The sequence below is a fragment of the Achromobacter piechaudii NBRC 102461 genome (assembly GCF_001571245.1).
Taxonomy (GTDB): domain Bacteria; phylum Pseudomonadota; class Gammaproteobacteria; order Burkholderiales; family Burkholderiaceae_B; genus Achromobacter; species Achromobacter piechaudii.
In genome coordinates this window covers 127,917-140,835 of the sequence record NZ_BCTK01000014.1, presented here as the reverse complement: position 1 = coordinate 140,835, position 12,919 = coordinate 127,917, and the positions used below count along the sequence as shown (strand labels likewise).

Genomic DNA, 12,919 nt, shown 5'->3' with positions numbered 1-12,919 from the left:
ATGGATCAGACCTCGCACAACGCGCCCCCGCCCGGCGCCGCCCAAGCAGACACCGCTGCGCTGCCCGAGCCGATGCGCGCGTGGTTGCGTCATCTGGAAACCAACCGCCGTTATTCTCCGCACACGCTGGATGGCTACCGGCGCGAGCTGCACTTTCTGCACGAACTGGCCGACCGCGCCAAGCTGCCGCTGGACAAGATCGCCAACGGCCACATCCGCCAATTCATTGCGCGACTGCATGCGCAGGGCCGTGGACCGCGCAGCCTGGCGCGCACGCTGGCGGCCTGGCGCGGCTTCTATCAGTGGTGGGCGCCGGCCGTCGATCTGGCCGGCAACCCCGTGGCGGGCGTGCGCGCACCCAAAGCGCCGCGCGGCTTGCCCAAGGCATTGTCAGTCGAACAGACCCAGGCCCTGCTGGACCGACCGGCCGCCAAGGTGGCTAACGAGCCCGTCGCGCTGCGCGATCAGGCGATGTTCGAACTGCTGTATTCCAGCGGATTGCGCCTGTCGGAACTGGTGGGCCTGGACCTGCGCTACACGCGCACGGCCGATTACGAATCCGCAGGCTGGTTGAAGCTGGACGAAGCCGAGGTCGAAGTGCTGGGCAAGGGCGGCAAGCGCCGTTCCGTGCCCGTCGGCCAGGCCGCCGTGGCCGCCCTGAGCAAATGGATAGCCGCGCGCCCCCAATTGGCGCCGCCCTCCCCCGCGCCGCAAGACGCCGCCGCCCTGTTCCTGGGCGCGCGCGGCAAGCGTATCTCGCCGCGCGTGGTGCAGCTGCAATTGGCGCAGTTTGCGCAAGCGGCCGGACTGCCCACGCATGTGCATCCGCACGTGCTGCGCCACAGCTTCGCCAGCCATGTGCTGCAATCGGCGCAAGACCTGCGCGCCGTGCAGGAAATGCTGGGCCACGCCAACATCTCGACCACGCAGATCTATACCCGGCTGGATTTCCAGCATCTGGCCAAGGCCTACGATCAGGCGCATCCGCGCGCCGGCCGCAAGTCTTGAAGGTGGCGCGGGCCGTGCAGGCCTGACGCCATCAACCGCCTCCGGCCAGCATGCCGCCCAGCAGCATGACCCCCAGCATCAACACCGCCAGCGCGGCCAACGCTTCAACACCGTATCGCAGGCGCGCCGCGCCCTGGCTGGATAAACGCTGACCCACGCGCGTCGCCGCCCCGCCAGCGGCAACCGCCAGGCAGGCCAGCGCCGCCACCGTCAAGCCCGTGCCCAAGCCCATCGCCAACGCCGAGGCCACGCCCGCCAGGAAGAATCCTTGCGCCAGCGAGAACACCAGCACGATCAGCGCGCCGCTGCACGGACGCAGCCCCACGGCCAGAATGGCCGACGTCGCCCGTCGCCAGCTCAGCGCGCCAGCAACCTGATCGGGCGCAGGCACGTGCGCGTGTCCGCAACCGCAGTCGTCATCGTGGTGATGGTGGGGTTGATGTTGATGGGGCGTCGCGCTGGCCGCCCCATTCACCTTGATCGCACTGAGCGCAGCCGCGCCTTTCAACGGCGGCGTGGACACCGGCTGATCAGCAGGCCTTTCACGCCGACGCCGCAGCAGCGGCCGGATCGCCTTGACCCACACCAGCCACGCGCCCAACAACGTCACCAGCGCATAAGAGGCCAGCTCCAGCCACCGCGTGGCCTGGTTCATCGTGGCGGCGGTCGCGTTGAACACCAGCGCCAGCACCGCGACCAACACGATCGCCACCAGCGCTTGGATCAAGGCGGACGCCAACGCCAGCAGCGCGCCGTTGCGCGCGGTCTGCCGGTTGGCCAGCACATAGGAAGAAATCACCGCCTTGCCATGTCCGGGGCCCAGCGCATGGAACACGCCATAAGCGAACGACAGGCCGATCAGGGCCCAGGCGGCGCCGCCATCGGCCTGCCACGCGCGCACCGCGCCCGTGAGCTGACGATAGAAATGGCTTTGCCAGACCGACACCTGCCCGAAGAAACTGGCCAGCCAGCCCGGCCCTCCCATGCCTGCGCCGCTTTCCGGCACGCCGAAGGGATGCGTGCCCTGCGCCGCCGCCGCGCCCGCGCCGCCCAGCAGCAGCAACCAGCAAAGCAGCACTGCGCCCGTCGTCCAGCGCGCAAGGGTCAACGGCGAGCGCGCTACGGGCATCGCACCTCGATGCGGTGCGTCAGCCCCTTGGTGATGGCAAAAAGTTCGTCCGGCAACGCTTCCGGATCGGCCGGGATGGCCGCCAACTGCTGCATGGTCTTCCAATCCAATTCCTTGGGCTTGCGATAGGCGGACGTGCAGGCCGAGGCGTTCGGCCCGCCCAGCGCCACCGCGCCTTTCTCGTCGAACGCGTAGGCGACGAAGTAGGTCGGGTCATAGATGTCCACCTGCGCCCCGTCCGCGCCGATGGGCAGCGGCGTTGCCAGCGGCAACGTGAACGAGAGCGTCAGGCGTGTGGTCTTCGGGTTCCAGTCGACACGGGCATCGCGCGGGGCTGCGAAGGTGGCGGTCTTACCCGCCACCGTGACGCGCGTGAAGTAGTGCGAGATCGGCTCGCCCAGCGACTTCATCCAGTCATCGGCCATGCCCTTCAAGGTGGCGGCCGGCAAGGAACCGCCCTTGCCTTTGGCCATGCCTTGCGTGGCGTAAGCGCCAAACATTTCGTCAAACAGCCAGACCTGGCGGACGGCGGTGACGCGCTGCTCGGCGTCGATATCGATCACTGCGCGGGCGTCGATCCACATATGTGGATGCGCGCTGGCGGACCCCGCCGCCAGCAAGGCCGTCGCGGCGCTCAGGGCTGCAAGGCCGCGGCAAGCTGACGTACGTTCCATTCAAACATTTCCAAATAGGTCGCGCCGGGCTGTCCGGGCTTGGACAGGGCGTCGGAATAAAGCGTACCACCCACCTTGGCGCCGGTTTCACGCGCAATTTGCTGAACCAGTTTGGGGCTGGAGATGTTCTCCACGAAGACGGCCGGCACCTTGTCGCGCTTGACCTGTTCGATGATGCGGGCAACTTCCCCGGCGGAGGGTTCGGCATCCGTCGACACGCCCATCGCGGGGATGAACGAAACGCCGTAGGCGTCGCCAAAATAGCCAAAGGCGTCGTGCGAGGTGACCACCTTGCGGCGGTCGGCGGCAATCGCGGCAAACGTGGCCTTGGTTGACGTGTCCAATGCCTGCAAGCGCGTGATGTAGGCGGCGGCGCGCTGGCGATAAGCCTCGGCACGGGCCGGGTCGGCGGCCGCCAGGCCGTCTGCCACGTTGCGTGCGTAGATCACGCCGTTGGCCAGGTTCTGCCAGGCGTGCGGATCGGCGTCGCCGTGATGATGGTGACCGTCTCCGTGATCGTGGTCGTGGTCATGATCATGTTCATGGTCATGGTCGTCATGCTTATCCCCGGCGGCTGCCTGCGCGAACTTGCGCGGCGTCACGCCTTGCGAAGCCACCACCGTCTTGCCCGCGAAACCGGATGCCTTCGTCAGTTTGGGAAGCCAGGTCTCGAAGTCCAGCCCGTTCACAAACAGCACTTGCGCGGCCGACAGCTTCTTTGCGTCGCCGGGCGTGGGCTCATATTCGTGGGCATCGCCATCGGGTCCCACCAGCGTCGTCAGGCTGACGTCCTTGCCTCCCACTTCGCGCACGATGTCGCCAAGGATGGAGAAGCTGGCCACCACCTTCAACGGCTCGGCGGCATGCGCGACGCCGAATACCGCCGACAGGCACAGGCCGGCCACGGCCATCAGGGCGCGACGGCGCGACGGCAAAATGGAACGCATAGCGAATCTCCTTGTGAAATCAGGCGCGGCGCGCTCGGCGCGACGCCCGCAGCAACCCGCCTTGCGGGCCGCCAACGATGGAAAACAGATAACAGGCCCCGGCCGCCAGGATGATCGACGGCGAAGCGGGAACGTTGAAGTGATAGGACAGAAGCAGTCCGCTGACCGAGGCCAGCACGCCGAAGCCGGCCGCCAGCGGAATCTGACGCGCGGCCGAGCGCACCCAGAAGCGTGCGGCGGCGGCGGGCAGCATCATGATTCCCACCACCATCAAGGTGCCCAGCACCTGAAAGCCCGCCACCAGATTGACCACCACCAGCACCAGGAACCCCATGTGCACCCATCCACCGCCGCCGCCGCTTGCGCGCAGGAAGCCCGGGTCCAGGCATTCGGCGACCAGCAGCCGGTAGATGGCCGCGAGCACCAGCAAGGTGACGCTGGCCGTGATGGTCACCAGCAGCAACGACGCATCGTCCAGGCCCAGCACCGTGCCGAACAGCACGTGCAGCAAGTCCATGTTGGAGCCGCGCAAGGACACCAGCAGCACGCCCAGGCCCAGCGATATCAGATAGAACGCAGCAAAGCTGGCGTCTTCGCGCAGTGGAGTCAGGCGGGCGACCAACCCGGCCAGCAGGGCCACGGCCAGGCCAGTGGCGATGCCGCCTAGCATCATCGCGCCCAGCGACAGCCCGGACAGCAGGAAGCCGGCCGCCACCCCCGGCAGGATGGCGTGCGACATGGCGTCGCCCATCAGGCTCATGCGCCGCAGCACCAGGAACACGCCCAGCGGCGCGGCCCCCAGCGACAAGGCGCACGCCCCCGCCAGCGCGCGCCGCATGAATCCATAATCCATGAAGGGCGAAAACACCCACTGCGCCAGACTCATTGGTAGGCCCTCGCGTGCCATTGGCGCGCCAGTTTCAGATGCGCGTCGCTCAACGCGTCGGCGGTGTCGCCCCACGCCACCACGGAACCGGACAAGAGCAGGCAGTCGGGGAAGTGGTCACGAACCAGGTCCAGGTCGTGCAGCACGGCGATGACCGTGCGGCCTTGGCCATGCAGCCCGCACAGCAGGGCCATCAGGTCTTCGGCGGTATGGCTGTCGACGGCGGCGAAAGGCTCATCGAGCAGCAGCACCGGAGCATCCTGCACCAGCATCCGGGCGAACAAGGTGCGCTGCATCTGGCCGCCCGACAAGGTATCCACGCCGCGCCCGGCAGCATCGGCCAGCCCGACGGTTTCCAGCGCGTCCATGCAACGTTCAAGTTCATCGGCACGAAAGCGGCGCCAGGCTCCCACCCGACGCCACGCGCCCATGACCACCAGATCCAGCACCGTCACGGGAAACGCCCGGTCCAGTTCGGCCGCCTGCGGCAGCCAGGCCAGCTCGGAGCGTCCCGCCCCGCTGATGCGCACGCTGCCCGCCATGGGCCGCAGCACGCCCATGATGCCCTTGATCAGGGTCGACTTGCCGGCGCCGTTGGGGCCGACCACCGCCGTCATGCCGCCAGCGGCAAAACGGCCCGACACGGACTTCAGCGCGGGATGCCCATGCCAGCCGAAGGACGCCTCGGACAGCTCAATCGAAACGGGCGCGACGCTCATCGCGGCCACCAGTCGAGCGCCCAGCCGGTCAGCGCCCACAACGACGCGGCGGCCACAAGCGCGACCGCCATGCGACGCCAGGCCGACATCAGGAAAGCAGAGCGGGGAATGTTGCCGTGCCGGAGCGCGGCGCCGGGCCGTGCGGGCAGAAGCGTGACGTGGGACATGAGAAAGCAGAAAGCGTGAAGAAGAAAACCCGGGCATGGGCCGGGCAGATAAATCCAAAGCCAGGAGGCTGCAAGCCGCAGCGCTCTTAACTTTTACAATGTTATATCATAACTAAATTCGCTTGATAAAGGCGGGGCCGCCCGCATATCTGAGTTTTCTGCTACCTTCCAGGCATCTCGCGCGCGTCGCGCGCGTTTTCCATTCAGATGATTCCGAACATGCCCGTTCCGCCCCGTTCCCCCCGCAGCGACACCGTCGGCGCCCAGCTCAGCGTCGCCGAGACGCTGTGCGAACAACGCGGACGCCGCCTGACGCCCATTCGGCGCAAGGTGCTGGAATTGCTGCTGCGCCACGGGCGCAGCCTGAAGGCGTATGAATTGCTGGAGGCCATGCGTGAAGTGCACCCGGGCGCCGCGCCCCCTACCGTGTACCGCGCACTGGACTTCCTGATGGACGAAGGTCTGATCCACCGGCTTGACGCAGTCAACGCCTGGAGCGCCTGCCACGACGCGGGCGGCGCGCCGCACGATCTGCTGGTCGTGTGCACGGGCTGCGGCGCGGTGGCCGAAGTGTCCGACCCCGCGATGAGCCGTCAACTGGCCGAACGGGTCGCCCAAACGGGCTACGCCCTGGCCACGCACGAAACCGAGATCCGGGCGCTCTGTCCCCAGTGCCAGCAAAAGCAACCTGCCGAGGCGGGGCACCAACATCATCACCACTGATTTTCTTGCGCGCGCCGCGGCGCGCGCAGGCGTCGAACCGCCATTCACCAAGAGGCGGGACAGATAGCGGCGGCACGCCCGTGGCCCCGGCTCTTGAAATCGCGGAAACCGCCCCAAAATACGGATATCGCCGGGTACTTGCCGGCGTACAGACGCGATCCGGAGGGCTTCGGCCCCTGGGTTGACCCGGGGTTTGCCCCCTGCCCCCGACTGTGCTGTAATCCTGCGTCCGGCCGCTGTTGGCGGCCCACGCAGCCTGTGGCAAACATCATCCTGCACGGGGCAAAACACCCTGTCAGGGCCTGTGTTGAATGCCTAGACTTCAGCCTTGACTTCACGCTAGCAGCTTCGCCATGAACACCCCGCGCAGTTTGGACAAAATGGTTCCCGTCACCATCCTCACCGGCTTTCTCGGTGCGGGCAAGACCACCCTGCTCAAACGCATCCTGACCGAATTCCACGGCCGCCGCGTTGCGGTCATCGAAAACGAATTCGGACCGGAAAGCATCGACAACGACCTGCTGGTGCAAGACAGCGATGAAGAAATCATCGAACTGTCCAACGGCTGCGTCTGCTGCACCGTGCGTGGCGACCTGATGCGCACCCTGTCCGAGCTGCGCGCCAAGCGCGAAGCCGGCGAACTGACTTTCGAACGCGTCATCCTCGAAACCACTGGCATGGCCAACCCCGGCCCGGTTTGCCAGACGTTCTTCATGGATGACGACATCGCCGAATACTACCGCCTGGACGCGGTGGTGACCGTGGTCGATGCCAAGCATGGCATGTCCACGCTCGACGCACAGCCCGAAGCCCAGAAGCAAGTCGGTTTCGCCGACCGCATCCTGATCTCCAAGCGCGACCTGGTCAACGAAGTCGACTACGAAGCGCTGCGCCATCGCCTGGTTCACATGAACCCGCGCGCGCCGATCACGCCGGTCAATTTTGGCGAAGTCGACCTGAAGTCGATCATCGACATCAGCGGCTTCAACCTGAATTCCATTTTGGACATCGACCCGGAATTCCTGGCCGACGAGCACCCCGACGCCGCCCACGACCATGCGCATGACCACGGTCATGACCACGGCCACGGGCACGATCATGGCCACGATCACGATCATGACCACGACGGCGATTGCGGTGCGCATTGCAATCACGCCCACCATCACCACCCCAAGCACGACGACGAAATCGGCGCGTTCGTGTTCCGATCCAACAAGCCGTTCGATCCCGCGCGCCTTGAGGAATTCCTGGGCGGTGTGGTGCAGGTCTATGGTCCGGACCTGATGCGCTACAAGGGCATCCTGTACATGAAGGGCATCAACCGCCGCATGTTGTTCCAGGGTGTGCACATGATGATGGGCGCCGAACCCGGCAAGCCGTGGACCGCGGCAGAAAAACCGTCCACCAAGATGGTATTCATTGGACGTAAGCTGCCCCAGGAGATTTTCACCCGGGGCTTGGAGCAGTGCCTGGCGGGGTAATCCCCCTTCCCGACGTGACGCGAGGCGACGAAGGCAGTACTGTGAGGTACGAGTAGCGTAGTCAGCAAGCAGCACGAACCGGGAAAGGATGCCCGCGCCAGGATCGATTCATAGTGGAGTGTTTTCATGGCTACCAAGGCAGCAACTAAAAAATCAAGCAAGTCGACGAGCGATACGGCGATTGATCTGCCCAGCGAGAAGGAATTGCTGGCCATGCCCGAGTCCGACTATATGAACGAACGCCAACTGGCGTTCTTCAAGGAACGGCTCAAACAACTCGAACAGGACATCCTGGCCAACGCCGGCGAGACCACTGAGCACCTGCGCGAAACGCAGTTCGTGCCCGACCCCGCCGACCGCGCCACCATCGAGGAAGAACACGCACTTGAGCTGCGCACCCGCGACCGCGAACGCAAGCTGCTGAAAAAGGTGCAACAGTCCATCGCCCGCATCGACAGCGGCGAATACGGCTGGTGTGAAGAAACCGGCGAACCGATTGGCGTACCCCGCCTGTTGGCCCGCCCCACGGCCACCCTGTCGCTGGAAGCGCAGGAACGCCGCGAGATGCGCCAAAAGCTGTACGGCGACTGATCCGTCCCGTTTTCACGCCATGCCCCGAAAGGCTATGCTGATTTCCAGCATGGCCTTTTTTATTGGCTGCCGCGCACCGCGCTTGATTTCCTTGGAACCGCCCCCAGCTAGTCCTTTCAAAGGAAGGAACGCATGGAACAATTTCACGCCACCACCATCGTGTGCGTGCGCCGCGGCAACCGCGTCGCACTGGGCGGCGATGGCCAGGTCACCCTGGGCAACATCGTCGTCAAGGGCACGGCCCGCAAAATCCGCCGCCTGTATCACGACAAGATTCTCGCTGGCTTCGCCGGCGCCACCGCCGACGCATTCACCTTGCAGGAACGCTTCGAGGCCAAGCTGGAAAAGCATCAGGGCAACCTGATGCGCGCCGCGGTCGAGCTGACGCGCGACTGGCGCACCGACCGCGTCCTGCGCCGCCTGGAAGCCATGCTGATTGTCGCCGACACCGAGCACACCCTGGTGCTGACCGGTAACGGCGACGTCCTCGAACCCGAACACGGCCTGGCGGCCATCGGCTCGGGCGGCGCCTACGCGCAGTCCGCCGCGCTGGCCTTGCTGCGCAACACCGAGCTGTCGCCCGAGGCTGTCGTCAAGCAGTCGCTGGAAATCGCCGGCGACCTGTGCATCTACACCAACCAGAACCACGTCATCGAAACGCTGGGCGACTGACGTCCGCACGCGGCGCGAGGGGTCCGTCCCCACGCGCTGCCGCCGCTTCCCCAGCCCGCCTCAAGCTCCAAGGATTCGCCCTCATGTCCGCATCCAACATGACGCCCGGAGAGATCGTCTCCGAACTCGACAAATACATCGTCGGCCAGAATCGCGCCAAGCGCGCGGTGGCGGTCGCGCTGCGCAACCGCTGGCGCCGCCAGCAGGTCGCCGAGCCCCTGCGCCAGGAAATCCACCCCAAGAACATCCTGATGATCGGCCCCACCGGCGTGGGCAAGACCGAGATCGCGCGCCGTCTGGCCAAGTTGGCCAATGCGCCCTTCATCAAGATCGAAGCCACCAAGTTCACGGAAGTGGGCTATGTCGGCCGCGACGTCGACACCATCATCCGCGACCTGACCGAATATTCGATCAAGCAAACGCGCGAACTGGAAATGCGCCGCGTGCGCACCCAGGCCGAAGACGCCGCCGAAGACCGCATCCTGGACGCACTGGTGCCGCCCGCTCGCGGCGCATCCGGCGAACCGGAACGCGGCGAAGACAACAGCGCGCGCCAGACCTTCAGGAAGCGCCTGCGCGAAGGCAAGATCGACGATCTGGAAATCGAGATCGAAGTGGCCCAGGCCGCGCCGCAGATGGACGTCATGACGCCCCCCGGCATGGAAGAAATGGCCGAGCAGCTGCGCGGCATGTTCGCCGGCATGGCCCGCGACAAGAAGAAGTCCAAGAAGATGAAGGTGCGCGAAGCCTTCAAGCTCATCGTCGACGAAGAAGCCGCCAAGCGCGTCAACGAAGAAGACCTGCGCACCGTGGCCATCAACAACGTCGAGCAGAACGGCATCGTCTTCCTGGACGAAATCGACAAGATCGCGGCGCGCCAGGAATCCGGTGGCGCCGACGTGTCGCGCCAGGGCGTGCAGCGCGACCTGCTGCCGCTGGTCGAAGGCACGACCGTCAACACGCGCTACGGCATGGTGCGCACCGACCACATCCTGTTCATCGCCTCGGGCGCCTTCCACCTGGCCCGTCCGTCGGACCTGATCCCGGAATTGCAAGGCCGCTTCCCGATCCGCGTCGAATTGGAATCGCTGACCGCCGAAGACTTCGTGCGCATCCTGTCCGACACGGACGCCTCGCTGACCAAGCAGTACACCGCGCTGATGGCCACCGAAGACGTGCAGCTGGAATTCACGGACGAAGGCGTGCGCCGCCTGGCCGAGTTGGCCTACGACGTCAACGAAACCACCGAGAACATCGGCGCCCGCCGCCTGTACACGGTGATGGAGAAGCTTCTGGACGAGCTGTCGTTCGATGCCACGTCCAGCCAGGACAAGCATGTGAAGATCGACGCGGCGTACGTCAATTCGCAACTGGCCGAAGCCGCCAGCAGCCAGGACCTGGCGCGCTACGTGCTGTAAGCCATGACGGATGCCGCGCAAGCGGCGTCCGCCAATAAGCAAAACGCCGTGTTCCGCTTGATTGCGGACACGGCGTTTTTATTGCCCTGGGGATCAGCGCCCCCATCAATTCGTGATTGCGGTCACCACGTACTTGCCATCCTTGCGCGTCGCCGTAAAGCGAACTTTGTCGCCCGCCTTGATCTTGGCCAGCAGCGCCGGGTCGGCATCGTAGACCAGCGTCATGGCGGGCAGGTCCAGCGCCTTGATCTCGTCATGCTTGATCGTCACCTTGCCCGCAGCCGGATCCACGCGGCGCACTTCACCGCTGGCATCCGCCTGCTGCGCAAAGGCCAGCGGCGTCGCCAGAGTCACAACAGCCATCGCGGTGGCGACGGCCATGGGCATTGCATACTTGCGATTAAAAGCCATATAGGCATCCTCCATAACAGCGAAAGCAAGAGGGCCGGGCGCACCGCCCCGCCGCTTTACACAGTGCTAGGATACCGCCGTTATGAAACCGTTCCGGCGGCAGAACGCAACAATCCTGACGGATGTTTTCGAGCCGGCCCCGCGCACGGGGCGTACGCTTACCGCTGGACGCAACCCCCACATTTACCCATTTCAGGACGTTTCCCATGGCCAACCGCTTATCTGTCATAGCCACCCGCACGGGAGACGACGGCACGACGGGGCTGGGGGACGGATCCCGCATCGCAAAAGACGCCCCCCGCGTGGCGGCACTGGGCGATGTGGATGAACTGAATAGCGTGCTGGGCGTCCTGCTGACCGAACCGCTGTCACCCGAGATCTCGATGGACCTGATGGCAATCCAGAACGACCTGTTCGACATGGGCGCCGAGCTATGCATCCCGGGCCATTCGGCAGTCACCGAAGACCAGATCGCCCGCCTGGACGCCCGCCTGGCGCACTACAACGCCACCCTCGCGCCGCTACGCGAATTCATCCTTCCCAGCGGCACACGCGGCGCGGCGCAAGCGCACGTGGCGCGCACGGTATGCCGGCGCGCGGAGCGGGCGGTGGTGGCGCTGGCGCGCGTGGAAACGGTGAACCCGCCGGTTCGGCAGTATTTGAACCGGTTGTCGGATCTGTTGTTTGTGCTGGCGCGCTGTATCAACCGCGTAGAGGGAACAGGGGACGTATTCTGGGCCAGTCCGAACGCCCGTAAGGCCACGTAACTCCTGAGATGAAATGCAAGGCAGCAGGCATTAATCCCGTGGACTGGGAGGCTGTAACAGGAAGATGTCAGTGCACACTTTGTTTCATGTTCTAGGTGAGAATAAAGCAGTTGCGGCATAATTGCGGGTTAATCGGCGGCCCTGCGCGCACGCTGAACGCCCAAGGAATACATAAGAATGAGTATTATTGTCACCGGCGGAGCAGGATTTATTGGCTCCAACTTCGTTCTCGACTGGTTTCAGGAAAGCAGCGAACCCGTCGTTACCTTGGATAAGCTCACGTACGCGGGCAATCCCGAAAATCTTGCCTCACTCAAGGGCAATCAAGCACACAAGCTCGTGCAAGGCGACATCGGCGATGTCGAACTCGTCAGCCGCCTGCTGGGCGAACATAAGCCGCGCGCCGTTCTTAACTTCGCCGCCGAATCGCACGTAGACCGTTCCATCCACGGTCCGGGCGAATTCATCCAGACCAATATCGTGGGTACCTTTCACCTGTTGGAAGCCGTACGCGCGTACTGGAACACCTTGCCCGATGTCGAACGCGCGGCATTTCGTTTCCTTCACGTGTCTACCGATGAAGTTTACGGTTCGCTGGAAAAGGACGATCCCGCTTTCAGCGAAACGAATCGCTACGAGCCCAACAGCCCCTATTCCGCGAGCAAGGCCGCGAGCGACCACTTGGTGCGGGCATACCACCATACCTACGGGCTGCCAGTGCTGACCACCAATTGTTCCAACAACTATGGTCCCTATCATTTCCCCGAAAAGCTGATTCCTCTGGTTATCCACAACGCCCTGGCGGGCAAGCCGTTGCCGATCTATGGCGACGGGCAACAGATCCGCGACTGGCTGTACGTGAAAGACCACTGTACGGCTATCCGTCGCGTGCTGGCTGACGGCCAGCTAGGGGAAACCTACAACGTGGGCGGCTGGAACGAGAAAGCTAACCTGGAAGTCGTCCACACGCTTTGCGCGCTGCTGGATGAACTCAGCCCCCGGGCTGATGGTCAGTCCTACAAAAATCAAATAACGTTCGTCAAAGATCGGCCTGGTCACGACCAACGTTACGCTATTGACGCCTCCCGGCTTGAGCGCGAGCTAGGTTGGAAGCCTGCCGAAACTTTCGATACCGGCATCCGCAAGACGGTCCAGTGGTATCTGCAAAACCAAGATTGGGTCGCCAACATCACCAGTGGCGCATATCGCGATTGGGTTAGCACTCAATACAGCGCTTGAACCAACCGCGACCCGGCCCCTGCCTCGGCCCCGTATTGTCGGCAGCTACCCTGAATTATTCCGGGCGCCGGGTTCCGCCTGCAGCGA

The 12,919-nt window shown here is 64.5% G+C and carries 15 protein-coding genes; 8 read left to right on the top strand and 7 right to left on the bottom strand.

Annotation, left to right across the window (positions count from 1 at the left end):
- On the top strand, positions 1–1,008 hold the full coding sequence (xerC, locus tag API01S_RS25370; protein ID WP_050728451.1) for a tyrosine recombinase XerC: 1,008 nt from the start codon (positions 1–3) through the stop codon (positions 1,006–1,008).
- A 31-nt stretch (positions 1,009–1,039) separates the two neighbouring features.
- Here the strand turns inward: xerC and API01S_RS25365 are convergent, their stop codons facing one another.
- The 6 genes from API01S_RS25365 to API01S_RS29395 are packed head-to-tail and all read right to left on the bottom strand — an operon-like array spanning position 1,040 to position 5,530.
- Positions 1,040–2,137 carry a nickel/cobalt transporter gene (locus API01S_RS25365; protein ID WP_006216401.1) on the bottom strand — a complete coding sequence of 366 codons (1,098 nt, stop codon included), beginning with the start codon at positions 2,135–2,137 and terminating at the stop codon, positions 1,040–1,042.
- On the bottom strand, positions 2,128–2,721 hold the full coding sequence (locus API01S_RS25360) for a DUF1007 family protein (protein WP_231689362.1): 594 nt from the start codon (positions 2,719–2,721) through the stop codon (positions 2,128–2,130). The genes API01S_RS25365 and API01S_RS25360 overlap by 10 nt, the downstream gene beginning before the upstream one ends.
- A 50-nt stretch (positions 2,722–2,771) precedes the next feature.
- On the bottom strand, positions 2,772–3,758 hold the full coding sequence (locus API01S_RS25355) for a metal ABC transporter substrate-binding protein (protein WP_061306459.1): 987 nt from the start codon (positions 3,756–3,758) through the stop codon (positions 2,772–2,774).
- 19 nt (positions 3,759–3,777) lie between these two features.
- Positions 3,778–4,644 (bottom strand): metal ABC transporter permease, encoded by an 867-nt coding sequence (locus API01S_RS25350; protein WP_061306458.1) that lies wholly within the window; start codon positions 4,642–4,644, stop codon positions 3,778–3,780.
- Complete coding sequence (locus API01S_RS25345) at positions 4,641–5,363, bottom strand: metal ABC transporter ATP-binding protein (RefSeq protein WP_061306457.1); 723 nt, start codon at positions 5,361–5,363, stop codon at positions 4,641–4,643. Before API01S_RS25345 ends, API01S_RS25350 begins: the two co-directional genes overlap by 4 nt.
- Positions 5,360–5,530 carry a hypothetical protein gene (locus tag API01S_RS29395; RefSeq protein WP_167351740.1) on the bottom strand — a complete coding sequence of 57 codons (171 nt, stop codon included), beginning with the start codon at positions 5,528–5,530 and terminating at the stop codon, positions 5,360–5,362. The genes API01S_RS25345 and API01S_RS29395 overlap by 4 nt, the downstream gene beginning before the upstream one ends.
- A 219-nt stretch (positions 5,531–5,749) precedes the next feature.
- Here API01S_RS29395 and API01S_RS25340 point away from each other — a divergent pair, with 219 nt between their 5' ends.
- The 5 genes from API01S_RS25340 (at position 5,750) to hslU (ending at position 10,415) form a co-directional block, all read left to right on the top strand.
- The gene (locus API01S_RS25340; RefSeq protein ID WP_039883708.1) at positions 5,750–6,253 is read left to right on the top strand and encodes a Fur family transcriptional regulator; all 504 of its coding nucleotides are present in this window, start codon (positions 5,750–5,752) and stop codon (positions 6,251–6,253) included.
- Positions 6,254–6,606: 353 nt separating this feature from the next.
- Positions 6,607–7,734: a CobW family GTP-binding protein gene (locus tag API01S_RS25335; protein WP_050728446.1), complete on the top strand. Its 1,128-nt coding sequence runs from the start codon at positions 6,607–6,609 to the stop codon at positions 7,732–7,734.
- A 126-nt stretch (positions 7,735–7,860) separates the two neighbouring features.
- Entirely contained in the window at positions 7,861–8,325 is a 465-nt protein-coding gene (dksA, locus tag API01S_RS25330) for an RNA polymerase-binding protein DksA (protein WP_006216410.1), read from the top strand.
- 132 nt (positions 8,326–8,457) lie between these two features.
- Positions 8,458–8,997 carry an ATP-dependent protease subunit HslV gene (gene hslV / locus API01S_RS25325; protein WP_006216412.1) on the top strand — a complete coding sequence of 180 codons (540 nt, stop codon included), beginning with the start codon at positions 8,458–8,460 and terminating at the stop codon, positions 8,995–8,997.
- Between the two features lie 83 nt (positions 8,998–9,080).
- A complete protein-coding gene (hslU, locus tag API01S_RS25320) occupies positions 9,081–10,415 on the top strand; it encodes an ATP-dependent protease ATPase subunit HslU (protein WP_006216413.1) in 1,335 nt (444 codons plus the stop codon).
- A 105-nt stretch (positions 10,416–10,520) separates the two neighbouring features.
- On the opposite strand, the gene API01S_RS25315 is transcribed toward hslU, so the two are convergent.
- Entirely contained in the window at positions 10,521–10,826 is a 306-nt protein-coding gene (locus tag API01S_RS25315) for a copper-binding protein (protein WP_061306521.1), read from the bottom strand.
- A 206-nt stretch (positions 10,827–11,032) separates the two neighbouring features.
- Between API01S_RS25315 and API01S_RS25310 the strand changes: the two genes are divergently transcribed.
- Together API01S_RS25310 and rfbB are read left to right on the top strand one after the other, a co-directional pair.
- On the top strand, positions 11,033–11,593 hold the full coding sequence (locus API01S_RS25310; RefSeq protein WP_061306456.1) for a cob(I)yrinic acid a,c-diamide adenosyltransferase: 561 nt from the start codon (positions 11,033–11,035) through the stop codon (positions 11,591–11,593).
- A 177-nt stretch (positions 11,594–11,770) separates the two neighbouring features.
- The gene (gene rfbB / locus API01S_RS25305) at positions 11,771–12,832 is read left to right on the top strand and encodes a dTDP-glucose 4,6-dehydratase (protein ID WP_061306455.1); all 1,062 of its coding nucleotides are present in this window, start codon (positions 11,771–11,773) and stop codon (positions 12,830–12,832) included.
- Positions 12,833–12,919: the final 87 nt, after the last annotated feature.